This is a genomic window from Bacillus sp. ISL-75, assembly GCF_018613095.1.
This window is the reverse complement of sequence record NZ_JAGGQX010000064.1, coordinates 35,011-50,618: the sequence shown is the minus strand read 5'-3', so window position 1 is coordinate 50,618 and position 15,608 is coordinate 35,011. Positions and strand designations below refer to the sequence as shown.

At 37.4% G+C, this 15,608-nt stretch carries 13 protein-coding genes and 1 tRNA gene; 3 read left to right on the top strand and 11 right to left on the bottom strand.

Annotated elements, in window-relative coordinates; translation table 11 throughout:
* Positions 1–293: 293 nt before the first annotated feature.
* Positions 294–1,673, bottom strand: coding sequence for a sigma-54 interaction domain-containing protein (locus J7E63_RS24440; RefSeq protein WP_308162006.1), 1,380 nt, complete (start codon positions 1,671–1,673; stop codon positions 294–296).
* Positions 1,674–1,940: 267 nt separating this feature from the next.
* On the opposite strand from J7E63_RS24440, the gene J7E63_RS24435 reads away from it, so the two are divergent.
* Entirely contained in the window at positions 1,941–2,633 is a 693-nt protein-coding gene (locus tag J7E63_RS24435; protein ID WP_215017318.1) for a Dph6-related ATP pyrophosphatase, read from the top strand.
* A 148-nt stretch (positions 2,634–2,781) separates the two neighbouring features.
* On the opposite strand, the gene J7E63_RS24430 is transcribed toward J7E63_RS24435, so the two are convergent.
* From J7E63_RS24430 to purU, 3 genes are all read right to left on the bottom strand, one after another.
* On the bottom strand, positions 2,782–3,204 hold the full coding sequence (locus J7E63_RS24430; protein WP_215017316.1) for an SRPBCC family protein: 423 nt from the start codon (positions 3,202–3,204) through the stop codon (positions 2,782–2,784).
* A 239-nt stretch (positions 3,205–3,443) separates the two neighbouring features.
* Positions 3,444–3,650: a CDGSH iron-sulfur domain-containing protein gene (locus J7E63_RS24425; RefSeq protein WP_308162005.1), complete on the bottom strand. Its 207-nt coding sequence runs from the start codon at positions 3,648–3,650 to the stop codon at positions 3,444–3,446.
* 159 nt (positions 3,651–3,809) lie between these two features.
* Positions 3,810–4,709 carry a formyltetrahydrofolate deformylase gene (gene purU / locus J7E63_RS24420; RefSeq protein WP_215017312.1) on the bottom strand — a complete coding sequence of 300 codons (900 nt, stop codon included), beginning with the start codon at positions 4,707–4,709 and terminating at the stop codon, positions 3,810–3,812.
* Positions 4,710–4,871: 162 nt separating this feature from the next.
* Between purU and J7E63_RS24415 the strand changes: the two genes are divergently transcribed.
* A tRNA-OTHER gene (locus tag J7E63_RS24415) sits at positions 4,872–4,958 on the top strand.
* A gap of 344 nt (positions 4,959–5,302) precedes the next feature.
* Here J7E63_RS24415 and J7E63_RS24410 read toward each other — a convergent pair.
* The 5 genes from J7E63_RS24410 to J7E63_RS24390 all read right to left on the bottom strand — a co-directional run bounded on the left by J7E63_RS24410 (position 5,303) and on the right by J7E63_RS24390 (position 11,855).
* Positions 5,303–6,223 carry a carbohydrate kinase family protein gene (locus tag J7E63_RS24410; RefSeq protein WP_215017308.1) on the bottom strand — a complete coding sequence of 307 codons (921 nt, stop codon included), beginning with the start codon at positions 6,221–6,223 and terminating at the stop codon, positions 5,303–5,305.
* 85 nt (positions 6,224–6,308) lie between these two features.
* Positions 6,309–7,703: an MATE family efflux transporter gene (locus J7E63_RS24405; protein ID WP_215017305.1), complete on the bottom strand. Its 1,395-nt coding sequence runs from the start codon at positions 7,701–7,703 to the stop codon at positions 6,309–6,311.
* A 151-nt stretch (positions 7,704–7,854) separates the two neighbouring features.
* Entirely contained in the window at positions 7,855–9,417 is a 1,563-nt protein-coding gene (locus J7E63_RS24400; RefSeq protein WP_215017303.1) for an acetate--CoA ligase, read from the bottom strand.
* A 270-nt stretch (positions 9,418–9,687) separates the two neighbouring features.
* Positions 9,688–10,638, bottom strand: a complete 951-nt coding sequence (locus tag J7E63_RS24395) for a ribose-phosphate diphosphokinase (RefSeq protein WP_215017301.1) — start codon at positions 10,636–10,638, stop codon at positions 9,688–9,690.
* Between the two features lie 143 nt (positions 10,639–10,781).
* Positions 10,782–11,855: an NAD(P)H-dependent flavin oxidoreductase gene (locus tag J7E63_RS24390; RefSeq protein WP_215017299.1), complete on the bottom strand. Its 1,074-nt coding sequence runs from the start codon at positions 11,853–11,855 to the stop codon at positions 10,782–10,784.
* 245 nt (positions 11,856–12,100) lie between these two features.
* Here J7E63_RS24390 and J7E63_RS24385 point away from each other — a divergent pair, with 245 nt between their 5' ends.
* Positions 12,101–12,334, top strand: a complete 234-nt coding sequence (locus J7E63_RS24385) for an ABC transporter (RefSeq protein ID WP_214718130.1) — start codon at positions 12,101–12,103, stop codon at positions 12,332–12,334.
* A gap of 162 nt (positions 12,335–12,496) precedes the next feature.
* Here J7E63_RS24385 and glnA read toward each other — a convergent pair whose 3' ends face one another.
* Both glnA and sstT read right to left on the bottom strand, forming a co-directional pair.
* On the bottom strand, positions 12,497–13,861 hold the full coding sequence (gene glnA, locus J7E63_RS24380) for a type I glutamate--ammonia ligase (RefSeq protein ID WP_215017296.1): 1,365 nt from the start codon (positions 13,859–13,861) through the stop codon (positions 12,497–12,499).
* A 341-nt stretch (positions 13,862–14,202) separates the two neighbouring features.
* Positions 14,203–15,429 carry a serine/threonine transporter SstT gene (sstT, locus tag J7E63_RS24375; protein WP_374193793.1) on the bottom strand — a complete coding sequence of 409 codons (1,227 nt, stop codon included), beginning with the start codon at positions 15,427–15,429 and terminating at the stop codon, positions 14,203–14,205.
* Positions 15,430–15,608 lie beyond the last annotated feature (179 nt).

Genomic DNA, 15,608 nt, shown 5'->3' with positions numbered 1-15,608 from the left:
CCACTAAAGTCATTTAAAAATGAATAATATTCCTTAAATATAAATACTTGTTAATTTTATGTCAATATATTTTCCTAATATTCTATTATCAATTGAATATACACAAATAGTAATAAAAATACACTTATAATGTTATTTGAAAATATTTACGTTTATTATTTCTGTATAAATATAAGCAATAAAGAACCGCTTTCCCTTCGTATCGCCCTCCTTATAAGGAATAGCCTTGCTAAGAAATCTCCCTTGGTTGGTCCACTCAATACTAAAATATAATGCAAGTTTCATGCCACTCTTTATTCTATTTCATATTTTCTGAGTTTTCTAAATACAGATGGTTGACTGATTCCTAATGCTTTAGCCATGTTAATCGTTGTTTTGTACTGTTTTCTAGCTTTTAATAGCACTTGCTTTTCAACGCTTTCAAGAATTTCATTCAAGGAGCGATTGGTTTCTTCAACTGACGTCACATCAGGAAAAGGCTTTCGAAATTGATTAGGTAAGTTTTCAATTTCAATCAGCTGTTTAGGTGAGGTGACTACCAGTCTTTCAATTAAATTGATTAATTCCCGCACATTTCCCTTCCACTCTTGTGTTAACAACAGATGGATAACACCCTCATCAAGGCTGCGCTCCCGGCCGTACTTTTTTGAAAAAAATGCTAAAAAGTGTTCAATCAACGGAATAATATCTGTTGACCGCTTCCTTAATGGCGGAATGGTGATGGGTACCACATTTAAGCGAAAATAGAGGTCATGTCTAAAGGTTTTTTCTTCAACTGCATTCTCTAAGTTTTTATTTGTCGCGGCTAGGATACGGAAATCAACGGTTCGAAGCCTCGTTCCACCGACACGATAAAATTGCTTTTCCTGAATAAATTTGAGGATTTTCACTTGATCTGCTAATGACAACTCACCAATTTCATCTAAAAATAATGTCCCACCTTCAGCAAGTTCCGCTAACCCTACCTTCCCTTTTGAATTTGCACCTGTAAATGCACCTGATTCATAACCAAAAAACTCTGCCTCAAAAAGGGATTCGGGTATGGCCCCACAGTTCACCTCGATAAAAGGTCCATCTCTCCTTGAACTCCTCTTGTGAATAAATTTAGCAATATGTGATTTTCCCACCCCTGTTTCGCCCAGCAGTAACACATTGACATCGATTTCAGCTACCTGTAATGCGAGTTGGAGGACTTTTTTCATTTCTATACTGGTTGCTATCATCCCATCAGAATCAAACTGAAGATTTCTCAGCAATTCAAGCTCACTTTTCACTCGTTCCATTTCGTCTTCGATGTCAATTAAGTATTTTTTCATGTTAAGTAACTCTGTTACATCATGTGAATAACTGACAATTCGGACGAGCGTTTTGTTATCATCAAATACAGGAATCCCCGTAACCAGTAACTTATCGCCATTATTAGTTGTTTGGACAAGGGTAATTTTCTTTTTTTCTTTAATGACTAACGGCGTCAAAATCGGTGTAAAAACCCCTTCTTTTTCAAGTTCATAAACGGATCGGCCGATCATTTCATTTGTCTTCATGTTATAAATACCTTCGGTTGCTTCACTCACCTTCAAAATAATGCCATCTGTATCGGTCACTAAAATATCGTCTTGCAATGAATGAAGAATGGCTTCATTTTCATTCCAAACTTTTATTTCATCATTCACAAATAACCCTCCCTTCTCGAATTCCAATCAAATAAAAATTATTCATTTATGAATAATAAACCAGTAAAATTTATCGATAATTCAGTTATATCAGATGATTGATAATTTTTATACTTTTTTGAATAAATTATTTAAAATTGTATAATGAAAAAACGTATCACTTAATGTTTTACTTGGATTCCCATCACCGAGCTCGGGTTATTAATCTTTATGATAAAATATCATTATGACAAATATGAAAATATCATTAAGGGGAGATGATGAATCTTGAAAAAACGAATAGCTTTATCTTGGAGTGGTGGAAAGGATTGTTGCATGGCCTTAGATACTTTAATTTCGCACGGATTTGAGGTTGTTTGCTTGGTTACAACTGTTCCCAAAGAACTTGGGCGAACATTTGGCCATGGAGAGCAAACAGAAATGATAAAACTACAAGGTGAAGCTTTAAACCTACCTGTTCATTTTATCGAATGTACATACGAAAACTATACAAGTCAATTTGTCGAAGAAGTGCTTTCCTTGAAAAATCAATATAATGTAACGGGAATAGCCTACGGAGATCTATATTTAGATGAACACAGGGAATGGGGAGAAAAAGTCGCTATCGCTGCAGATGTCGATGCCCTGTATCCACTATGGATGAAAAAGGAAGCTTCTTTACAATCATTGGATAAGTTTGTCCATTCTGGTTATGAAGCAATCGTGATCCGCGTACGGGAAGATGTATTAGATGACACGTGGCTTGGTAGAATCATAGATGAATCGTTCCAACAGGATGTTCAACAGACTACTATTTGTCCGATGGGAGAATCCGGTGAATATCATACCTTTGTATATGATGGACCACTATTTTCAAAGAGGATTCAATTGGAACATGGAGAATTAATCCAGCTGGAAACCACAAAGAAACTAGAATTTAGGAGTTATCGACTTATTGAGAGTGGTACCCGTCATTGTTGAAACAGCATGCACAAAGGTAGTAAAGTGAGTTCATCTTCATCACAAAATAAAAAGGAGAAAATCAGCCTTGAACTGATTTTCTCCTCTCTATTTTCCCCAAAAAATCCCTATTAAAGGGATTCACTTGAAAACAATCTTTTCGATTTGATTATTGCTCGCTATATTTTTTAAAATTATCTAAAATGGCCTGCCATCCTGCTTGTTGCATCTCAATTGAATTGGTGGTTTCTGCATCAAAAGTTTCGATTACCTGGGTTTCATTTCCATGACCTTTAAAAGTAATATCAACTTTTCTTCCATCCCCCATGGTATAAGAAATAGCCTCATTTAATTTCACTTCATCATAAATCCCACCAAAATCAAAGCCAAAACTGCCATCTTTTGCTTCCATTCTTGTGAGAAATTTCCCGCCAACCGTTAAATCATTTTCAGCAATTGGCGTGTGCCAGTCATCTGAAGCATTGTTCCATTTCGTTATATGATTTGGCTCTGTCCAATATTCCCACACTTTTTCTACTGGTGCATGAACTGTTGCTTTTACCGTTATTTTCTCATTATTACCTTTTGTCATTTTATTTACCGCCTCTCATAATACACTTAGTTATTAAGTTGAATTCCTTTGGCGTACAAACTTCATGATGACACATACCTGATAATATATTATCAACTATTCACCATGTCCGCAATAAACAGTCTTGGATTATGAAATTCAATAAAATAAAAACACCCAAGATGTGTTTGCCCATCCTGGCTGCACCTACAGAATCCAAAAGTGCTACAGAACCCTGGAAAGAGTGGTGCCTGACACCATTACTTTCCGTCAGTCACTCTTGGGCTGCTTTCAAATCCGCCTTTCTTATGTGATCCATCACAAAACGGCTTTTTGTTGGAAAGTCCACAACGGCATAGATACACTTTTGCCTTCTTCGGATATTCATTTCCTTCGGCATCCATGATTTGAAAGTCCCCACTTACAGCTAGTGGACCATTATCGTTAATCTTAATTTGATTTTCCATTTTCCTCATCCCCCTAGTATTTTAAATGTATATTCACAACGCTTTCCAATAGTCCTAGTTTTTGATTGGAAAAATAGATTAAATCCATTTTTTAAAATCTCGCACAAATAGCCCAATCAAATGATTGGGCAGAAAAAAAATCCCTATCGAAGGGATTTACTAGAAAACAATTGTTTTATTTTGATGAACGATAATACGGTCTTCAATATGCCATTTTACCGCTCGAGCCAATACGCTTCTTTCAATTCTTCGGCCAATTTTCTTAAGGCTGTCCACATTATCATGATGATCGACCCGACTGATATCCTGTTCGATAATTGGTCCCTCATCCAAGTCATTGGTCACATAATGAGAGGTAGCTCCGATTAATTTGACACCGCGGTCAAAAGCACGCTCATAGGGTCTTGCACCCACAAAGGCTGGTAAAAAGGAGTGGTGAATATTAATAATTTTGTTGGGATTTTCTTCGACAAATTTCGGGGACAAGATTTGCATATATCGGGCCAATACCACAAAATCAATGTCATACTCTTTTAGTAGCTTAAGTTGCGTTGCTTCGGCTTGTCCACGAATATCTTTATTGGCTGGAACGTAATAAAACGGGATGTTTAGTCCTTCGACAACCTCTCTTGCTGTTTCATGATTACTGATAACAAGGGCGATATCAGCCATTAGGTCTCCACTTTGCCATTCCCACAAAAGCTCGAGCAAACAATGAAGTTCTTTTGATACAAAGATTGCCGCTTTTTTCACATGATAAACATGCGTAAAGCTCCATTCCATCGAAAACTCCTTAACAATTTCAGCAAACTGATTCTCCATGTCCTTTGCTTTATTCTTTAGTCCCGGGCATTCAAATTCAATCCGAATGAAAAAGGTGCCACCCTCAGGATTGGTGGAATACTGACTGGATTCAATAATATTTGCATTATAGGAAAACAAAAACTTTGATATCGCCGCAACTATTCCAGGTTGATCTGGGCAGCTAACTAATAGGCATCCACGATTCTGATTTTTTTCTTGAAACACTTCAATTTGATCTTTTATATATGAGTTCATGGTAATTCCTCTCTATCATTGTAGAAAATATTATACATTAGATGGACCTAATAGTTAATCATTATTTTGAAAATTGCTAACTGCGCAACATTAGTATAGTTTACTAAAAAAATTTGTTATAACTAAGGAATAATAACTTATTTTTGGTACATATTATAGATAGGACTTGTAGCTCAATGAATAGAGCAACTTGCAACCCTTACACAAAGGTTGCAATGTGTTTTGTGGGTTTAAATCCCACCAAGTCCTATATAAACTACCTCCCAAATTCCTGTTTCTATTTTTTCATATTTATAATTCCCTCACCAGGCTAGTTCCTCTCCTTATGGTATTTTTGAATTAGAAGTTGACAATAAGTGCTCCTGGAATCATTTTTGGAGTTTTTATTAAATTATTGTATCCAATAAGCCTCATTGGATTCATTTTCTCCACTTTAGATTTTTGTAGCCAAGGAACCAATTATTACCATTTTAACTCCATAAAAAAATCAACAATAGCATTTAATAACATCCAATAATAAAAAGCCTGAGTCCATATCAATATCGGACTCAGCAACTAGTGGCGTTTTATTATCTTCAACTTGATCGTAGACTTCAGATTTTTTTGTTAAAGTTAGCAGATAGGGAGCCGATTTCTGTTGTCGCTGCTGCTCCTATTCTATTTGCAAATTGAAGGTACTCTTTTATTTGAGATAGTTTAACCGGCATACCTTTTTCGTGAAAACAATACAATAGCGCTGACATAAATGCATCACCTGCACCGGTCGTATCAATGGCATTTACCGCTGGAGCAGGAACGAAAACTTTGTTCCCGTTTATCACAGCACATGCACCTTTGCTCCCCATCGTTATAAACAGATAGGGAATCTTCCATTTAGATATTTTTTCTAATCCAGCCTCTATTGAATTTGTTTCTGTTAAAAAGTTCAGCTCATCTTCCGCCAGTTTCACTAGATGTGCATATTTAAGGAAAGAAGAAACAGTTTGACGACAATGCTGCTCATTTACCCAGCGCTTTAGACGAAGATTAGCGTCAAAAGCAATCATATTGCTGAAATCTTTGGCATATTTTAGCGCAGCTTCTGTTGTCTTTTTTGCTTTTTCATGAAAGAGAGTTCCTGATCCAAAATAAAAGATCTTCGCCTGTTCAAAAACTCCCTTTCTTAATTCGTCTTCAGTTAATACTTCATCTGGAGTGTCGTTGACGTAAGTATGGAAATACCGCTCACCGCTTGCATTAATATGAACATAGACACCGCAAATCTTTTTACTCGGCGAGTGGACAGAAAATGAAGTATTGATATTTTCTTTCCTAAATTCTTGTTCTACAAATTGACTAATTTCATCGGTTCCAAGTTTACATAAATAATAAGCATGGATACCGAGTCGCCTTATACCGACGGCCACGTTAACAGTAGCGCCGCCTAATAGTTGTTTATATTGGGTATTGGTTCGGTCTATTGAAATAAAATCTACAAATGCTTCTCCAATTGAAATGACTCCTTGTTGTTCCAAGATGATCCTCCTTCAAACATTATCTATGATGATTATATGAAAAAACCTCCTCAAATGCATGTTGAGGAGGTTCTATATGAATTTATTACACAAGTTTATGCGCGTACCACTTTTTCCCTTTAAATCGCCATGCAAAGATGACTCCACGTGCACCCCATTCTACAATCATCGCTACCCAAACACCGATAATCCCAAAACCTAAGGTAATACCTAAAATATAACCGAGGACCACCCGTAATAACCACATCGACAGCAAAGAAGCAATCGAAGTAAAGTTCGAATCGCCAGCTGCTCGTAGTGCTGATGGCATAATAAAACTTGGTGACCACAAGATTGGCTGGGCAATGGCAGATATCAGGATAAGTGTAAATATGGTTGGAACAATTTCATCAGGTGGGTTGAACAATTTTATCAATAACGGAAACAATGGCAATAATATAAGATCTGCAACAACAAAGAAGATGGAGGAAAGTCCAATCAACGAATAAATGAATTTCCTAGCGTCCTCTATATTCCTTCGTCCAACACACTGCCCAACAATCGTAACAATTGCAATGCCGAGTGCATTTGGTCCGATTTGATATAACAAAGCAATGGCATTACCGATAGCATATACTGTCATTGAAAGGGTGCCTAATTGAACAATAAACGTTTGCGTTAACAGTTTTCCACCATTGAAAAATATCTGTTCTGCAGCAAACGGAAGACCAATAAACATCACTTTCTTGAGAATAGACATATCTATTCTGAATGCACTTTTTATCCGAAAACGGATCGTCTCATTATATTTTAAGACATAAATTAATGAAGCAACCATTCCCAAAACTCGTGCTAGAATCGTTGAAACCACGAGTCCTTCCACACCCATTTTAAAAATCGTAATAAGCATAACATTTAGAATCGTATTCGTTAAATTCATGATTAATGATAAATTTAAGCAAGGTTTTGTCTCTCCGACACCTCTTAAGGCCCCCGTCACCGCTTGAAAGATCGCGATTAACGGATATGAAAGACAGCTGCCGATGAGATAGATTCTTGCGTTTTGAAACACGTCTGCTTCCGCTTTACCAAATAACATGTTTAGGATAGGTGTATGAAAAATAATTACAAGAGCGCTGATTAGGACTGAAAATATGGTACAGGCAGATATCGCTTGGGTAGCTGTTTTAGACACCATCGCTGAGTTACCGCTGCCTTTATATTGGGCCACAATAACGGTACCACCTGTTGCCACAGCAATAAATACATTGGCCAAGAAAATATTCAATGAATCTACCATACTCACCGCGCTGACTGCAGCTACTCCTGCAGAACTGATCATCGCTGTATTTAATAAACTCATTAAGATTAAAAAGGCCTGGTCTACAAAAAGGGGCAAGATGATTGCAAATATTTTCTTGTAATCTATCGATTCGCCAGTAAAATACTTATCTAATATAGATACCGTTCTATGCCTAATATTCAGTTCTAATTTATTCATTACACGACACTTCTTTAATGGATTATTGGAAATCAACGACAATATTTGTAAAATGAACTTTGATTATTATACCACGAATTGGAAGAGAGTATAGTGTTTTAATTTGACTCTCGCCAAGGGCTGTCAGAATCTCAAATTTGCCTTTCTTCTATTATCGCTGCGTTCGAAGTTCGATCCGACGAATTTTTCCTGAATCTGTTTTAGGTAGTGCCTCGATATATTCAATCACCCGTGGATATTTATATGGCGCCGTTAATTTTTTTACAAATCCCTGCAATTCCTTGGTTAGCTCCATTGTACCGGAAATCCCTTCTTTCAATACAACAAATGCTTTGACAATGTTTCCTCTGATTGGGTCCGGTAAAGCGACTACCGCGCACTCTTTCACCGATTTATGTTTCATTAAAGCATCTTCCACTTCAAAAGGTCCAATCGTATAGCCAGAGCTGATGATTACATCATCTTTTCTTCCTTGGAACCAATAATAGTTATCCTCGTCTTTAAATGCCCGGTCACCCGTTAAAAAGTATTGATTATTATAAGAAGCCGCCGTTGTCTCAGGATTTTTATAATACTGTTTAAATAATGCTGGAAAATCGCTTTTAATTGCAATCGTCCCAACTTCCTTTATAGGAGCAGGTTGGCCATTTTCATCAACCACTTCAATAAATTCTGATAACAGCGGCTGCCCCATTGAGCCTAATTTTTTCTCATCTATATTTAAGTTGGCAATCAGTAACGTACTCTCCGTCTGACCGTACCCATCCCGAATCAGGATGTTAAATTGATTTTTAAACACATCGATGACTTCACGATTAAGTGCCTCTCCTGCGGAAACAGCAGTATGTAATGGCGATAGAACGAAGTTTGAAAGGTCATCTAATTTCGCCATCATCCGATATTCAGTAGGTGTGCAGCATAATACATTTACTTTGTTATTTTGAAGAAGCCGTAAATATTTATGAGGATTGAACCTGCCATGATAGATAAAACCTGTTGCCCCTGAACCCAATATCGATAAAAATGGACTCCAGACCCATTTTTGCCACCCTGGGGAAGCTGTGGCCCAAACCAGATCCTCTTCACTAATATTCAGCCATTTTGAAGCGGCAATTCTTAAATGAGCATATCCCCAACCATGGCTATGGACAACCCCTTTTGGCTGCCCGGTTGTCCCAGATGTATAAGCTAAAAAAGCATAATCCTCACTCAGTGTTTCTACATCGATAAAGGTTTCTGATTCCTCTTCGATTAACGCTTCTAACGAGAGCCAATTGGGTACTTCTTGACCGAACGCGATTTTATATTGTAAAAACGGTGTTTCCTCGTTAATATTTTCAAATTCTTTTACCAAATCAGAATATGAAATGACGGCTTTAGCTTCAGAATGATTTAAGCGATAAACTAAATCCTTTGCCCGAAGCAATTCTGAAGTAGGACTAATGACAAGCCCTGCCTTTAAACATGCTAAGTAGATGACGTAAGATTCAATAAGACGAGTGGTCATTACGACAACCCGATCACCTTTCTCTAATCCTAATTTAGTTAACCCATTGGCAAGTTTATTTGCTTTCGTGATTAACTGAGCATAAGAAATCGTTTTTGTTTCCCCAAGTTCATTTTCCCATCGCAAGGCAATTTTATCTGAGGCATGCTTTGAGATTTCACTTGCTAAATTAAAGTGTTCTGGTGCGATCAATGATTTCAATTCCACTTTAATCAAACTCCAATCTTGATAGTATTAGTGGGTTCCCTATGGAACTCTGCCTGTAAGAAATACCCAAAGATATTAGTATCTGGTATTAAAACAAGCTATTAAAATAATATTCACTCTTACAATAATATCACTTTAAAAATCATTGTAAATTATTTAGATTCATAAATCCTGACCAATACCAGGGTTTAATATCTGGTCATAATCTAACTACATTCTCTTACAAATAAAAAAGCCAACAAAATATATAGTTGGCTTCAAATAATAAACTTATTCAAATAACGGACTTACTGCTTTTTCATTATGAATCCGATCGATTGCCTCTACTAGCAATGGAGCGACTGATATCGTTTTGATTTTGCTAATGACTTTATCTTCAGGTAACTGAATTGTATTCGTCACCACTAATTCCTTAATTGGTGATGCTTCAATTTTTTCGATCGCCTTGTCTGTAAAAACAGGATGAGTACATCCTGCATAGATTGCCTTAGCCCCATTTTCTGCTAGTGCCTTAGCTGCTAACGTAATAGTTTCTCCTGTATCAATTAAATCGTCAATAATAATCACATTTTTTCCTTCAACATTACCAACTACATTAGTGGTTTCGACACCATTTTCTTCAAATCTTCTTTTATCGATCAGAGCAATTGGAGCATGTAATAGGTTGGCCACTTTCCTCGCTCTGCCGATGCTGCCGTTATGAGGCGCCACAATAACAATATCTTCCAATCCCTTTTCCTGAAAATACTGTCCAAGGATTGGAACACCATATAGATGTTCAACAGGGATATCAAAGAAACCTTGAATTTGTGATGTGTGGAGGTCCATTGTAAGAATTCTAGTTGCTCCAGTAGTTTCTAAAAGGTTAGCGACTAGTTTTGCCGTAATTGGCTCGCGCGAACGTGCCTTTCTGTCTTGCCGTCCATACCCATAGTATGGAATGACAACATTGATTACTCCAACTGATGCTCTTTTTAAGGCATCAATCATAATGAGGAGTTCCAAAATATTATCATTAACAGGGTAGGAAGTAGATTGAACGATATATACTTCACTGCCTCGAACACTTTCTTCTATATGGATTTGAATCTCTCCATCACTAAAATGAGATACTGAACTTTTGCCTAACTCACAGCCCAATAGCTCTGCCATCTCTGCTGCTAGCTTTTGATTTGAATTCAATGAAAAAAGTTTAAATCTTTTGTTTTGTTGGTATGTCACTTTAGATCCTCCACACTATTTCAATTTCTGTAGTTAATTTTTTAATCCTCACTTATTTTACTATATTCAACGCTACAATGGTAGGAATTCGAAATATCCATACACTCTTTTCAACGAGTTTTAGAAGCATGGATTGTCCCAAACTATTTGAAAGATAGTAAACGTGTGGCACCTGTAACTAATTCATGGATAATTTTACTAGCGGATACTTCGTTTTGTAATAGTCTTGTTGCCTGACCTGCCCATAATGACATATATTCGGGATTATTTTGCAAAGTTGCTTCTCTACGAATATCATTTGTCAGGGTATTTTGGGTTGGGAAATCAGCTGGAGAGATATTGGCGTCATGGTACGTTTGAATAAAAGCATTGTTGATTCCCCTCGCTGGACGGCCGGAAAATACTTTCGTTATAACCGTACTTTCTTCTGTACTGTTGATTAGTGATTGTTTATATACAGGATGTGCTCCCGACTCAAGGGTCGTTAAGAAAGCGGTCCCCATTTGCACCCCCTGCGCACCTAAAGCTAATGAGGCAACTAGGCCGCGACTATCCATTATTCCCCCTGCAGCAACAACCGGCACCGTAACAGCATCCACGATCTGAGGAACAAGTGAAAAGGTTCCGATTGCTGCACCATGGGTGTTTTTTTCAATTTCAAAAGTTCCTCGATGACCACCAGCGTCACTCCCCTGGGCAATGATAATATCTGCCCCACTATCCTCAGCAAGTTTCGCTTCACGAACGGTGGTTACCATGGTAGTAATGATGATGTTATGTTGCTTTGCGATTGTCATTTGACCTTTGGGAAGGACACCGAATGCAGTTGAAATGACAGGTACGTTTTCATCGATTAATACTTCAAATTGTTCCTCAAAAAAGTTGTTTGTTACGAGTTGTTGTTCTGTGAATTCAATCCCTAATTTCCCTCTAATGTCATTAAGTACCTTCTGTGACTCTTCTACTCCTTCATATTGATCTTTCAAATTTGTACAAAACAAGTTCACGGCAAATGGCTTTGTTGTCCGATCCTTAATTTCCCTGATAGCTTTTCTTATTTCCTCCGGTTTCATATAGGCCGCACCCAAAGTCCCTAACCCACCAGCGTTAGATACACTAGCAACGAGATCCACGGTTGTAGGACCTCCAGCCATTCCAGCTTGGATAATTGGATAGGCAATATCCAGTAGGTCACATAGTTTTGTGTTTAATTTCATAGAAATCTTCCTTTCTCCTAACAATCCATTTTATTGTTCGTTATGTATGAAGGGATAGTATTCTTTTGGCCCAATCCCAATAACGTTTTCCTCTACTACTATATAAACACAATTAGTGCAAAAGTGTCAGAAACTTTTTCTTAGCGCCTTTTTTGAGCCCGCTTTTCGTGTTTGCATAAACAAGTTGTCAAGCAACTGCATACATTAATATCGAACAACCATAGACAGACAGGGGGTGAATTTATATGAGTCCTAATCATTCTTGCTATGGGATTTTTGGAATTTTTCTTGGATTTTTAACAGGTGCCATTTGGTTATTGTTTGTAGTATTGGGCTGGGTCACTATGTTGCTTGGAGTAATCGGCCTAAGTGGTCTAATTGTTACCGTTCTAAACTTCCTTATCGCTGTAATTGGTTTCCTAGCATTCCTTATCTTCGGATTATACGTATTCAAGAGGGCGTGGCATCACTGTAAGTGAAATAGCATTCAGGATTAATCCAGCTTGGAATTATTAATTTGTGCAAGAAACCAATACTGGATAACAGTCTCTTATTAGAGGCTGTTCTTTTCATTACTTGTATACAAATAAAAAAAGCGGGCAACTAGGGCTTTAACCAGCCCTGTTGTCCCGCTTTTTTAATTAGAATTTTGTATGATAGTTATCGATTTCCCATGAGTGAACTGCTGTACGGTAGCTATCCCATTCTGATTTCTTCAATGAAACATACTCGCTGTATACATGCTCTCCTAGTGTTTTAGCAGCAATCTCACCTGATTCTAATGCTTTGATTGACTCTGCTAAGCTACCAGGCAGGTTATCAATACCCAGGAAGGCTCTTTCCTCTTCCGTCATATGGAAGATATCCTCATTAATTGGAGCTGGCGCTTCTAATCCTTGTTCGATTCCATCTAAACCTGCTGCAGCAATAACAGCAAACGTTAAGTAAGGGTTTGCGGATGGATCTGGACAGCGTAATTCCACACGTGTCGCCAAACCTTTCTTGGCTGGAATACGAATTAGTGCTGAACGGTTAGAAGCAGACCAAGCGATATAACAAGGTGCTTCATAGCCTGGCACTAAACGCTTGTAAGAGTTGACTAGCGGGTTTGTTACAGCCGTAAAGCTCTTCACGTTTTCTAGAACACCAGCAATAAATTGGTAGGCTTTGTCCGACAATTGTAACTCATCTGAAGGATCGAAGAAGGCATTTTCACTTCCTTCAAAGAAAGACATGTTGACATGCATTCCAGAACCGTTGATTCCAAATACTGGTTTCGGCATAAATGTAGCATGCAAACCGAATTTCTTCGCAACCGTCTTGACGACCCATTTATAGGTAGTTGATAGGTCAGCTGCCGTTAATACATCAGCATACTTAAAATTAATTTCATGTTGACCTTCTGCAACTTCGTGGTGAGATGCTTCAATCGTAAAGCCCATTGCTTTTAAGGCACGGTAAATTTCTAAACGAACGCGCTCGCCAAGATCATGTGGAGATGGCTCGAAATAGCCTGCTTTATCACTAAGTTCTTCCGTTGCATACCCATTTTCATCCGTTTTAAAAAGGAAAAACTCTAACTCAGGACCAACTGAAATGGTGTAACCATGATCGGCAGCACGATCCACCGTTTTCTTCAGCACATTTCTTGTATCTCCTTCAAACATTGTTCCGTCTGGGTTCTTAACAGAACATAAGAATCGTGCTTCCGCATAACCCTCTTCAACAGTCCAAGGAAGAACCGCAAAAGTAGTTAAATCTGGTTGAAGATAAAGGTCAGATTTATTAATAGGTGAAAAACCTTTAATCGAAGAACCATCAAACATCATTTTACCTTCTACGACATCTTCTAGTTGTTCAACTGTTACAGTAACGTGCTTTAAAATCCCTTCTATATCTACAAATTGCAAGTGTAATAGTTCAACACTTTTTTCGTTGATCGTTTCTTTAATTTGTTCTAAAGTTGTTGCAACTCCAGGTGCGTTTGAAAATAATGTTTTTGTCATGTTATATTACCTCGCAATTTCATGTTATATTTTGTTACATCAATAAATAGATTATATTTTAAAAAACATAGTTTGACAATCTTTTTTAGTAAATTTTTTGAATATTTATGCTGTTTTTTTAGTAAGCGTTTTCATGTTTTAGGCATTAGAAGGAAGTTTTTTCAATCTATATGGGTTTTCCAATTTATAAATATACAAAAAAATGTATAATGTTCGTTACAAAAAGATGTCTGACACGAGCTATTAGAGTATGTAATAGGTTGACCATTTTTCTTGGATAAGAAATAAGTCATATAATAAAGTGAAAACCCTCTATCCGCTGATAGAGGGTTTTCACTTTATTATGATGCTTTTTGGATATCTATGTTTTTTCCTTCTTTACGCATCTTATTAAATTCAGCAGTCGCTGTGAATAGGACGTCTGTGGATGAGTTCAGCGCCGTTTCGAAAGAGTCTTGTAAAACTCCGATGATAAAGCCTACCCCAACTACCTGCATAGCCACATCTGCTGGAATTCCGAATAAGCTGCATGCTAGAGGAATAAGTAATAAGGAACCACCAGCAACCCCTGAAGCACCGCAAGCACATACAGCTGAGAGTACGCTGAGGATGATTGCTGTAGGTATATCCACCTGAATTCCTAATGTATGAACCGCTGCAAGTGTCAAAACAGAAATCGTAACAGCTGCACCAGCCATATTGACGGTGGCGCCTAGTGGAATTGATACAGAATAGGTATCCTTATCTAATCCTAGTTTTTCACATAATCTCATATTGACTGGAATGTTTGCAGCCGAGCTACGTGTAAAAAATGCTGTAATACCGCTTTCCTTTATGCACTTAAAAACAAGCGGGTATGGGTTCTGACGAATGGCCGCAAACACAATGATTGGATTAACAACAAGTGCCACAAAGACCATGCAGCCTATCAAAACTAAAAGTAATTTTCCATAACTTAGTAAAGATTCAATTCCATTTGTCGTAATAGATTCTATGACTAGGCCCATGATCCCAAATGGTGCAAACTTTATGACCCATGTAACTACTTTGGATACTGCATCTGAAAAATTAGAAATCATTGTTTTAGTCGTATCCGGAGCATTTTTCAAAGCCACACCAAGGACTATAGCCCAAGCTAGAATACCAATATAGTTCCCATTAAATATGGCCTTCACTGGGTTATCTACAACGTTCATCAGTAATGCTTTGAGCACCTCTACCACACCACCAGGAGCTGCCAACTCCTCAGCACCCTTTGCAAGTGTTAAACCTACAGGAAAAATAAAGCTTACAATAACAGCAATTAATCCAGCTAAAAAGGTTCCTAGAAGGTATAAGAAAATGATGGACTTCATATTCGTTTGGTGACCACTCTTGTGTTGAGCGATGGCTGACATAACTAAGAAGAGAACCAAAACTGGTGCTATTGCTTTTAAAGCACCTACAAACAAAGAACCTAATATCACAACGGGTTTTGCTGCTTCTGGGATCGTTACAGCCATGATAACACCAATAATTAAACCTACAATTATTTGTTTTACTAGACTCATTTGATTCCACATGTTCATTAGTTTTTTCAAGATATATTCCCCCACTTGTTTAAGATAATATTGCAACATTCATTGGCCATTTAGATGTATAAGTTCAATCTCCACTTAATCAACTAAACTATTTTCTAATTAATAGTATTATAAAGAATATTTAGATATATTACAATAGTATTATTTTTGTTAAATCGTAGTATAAA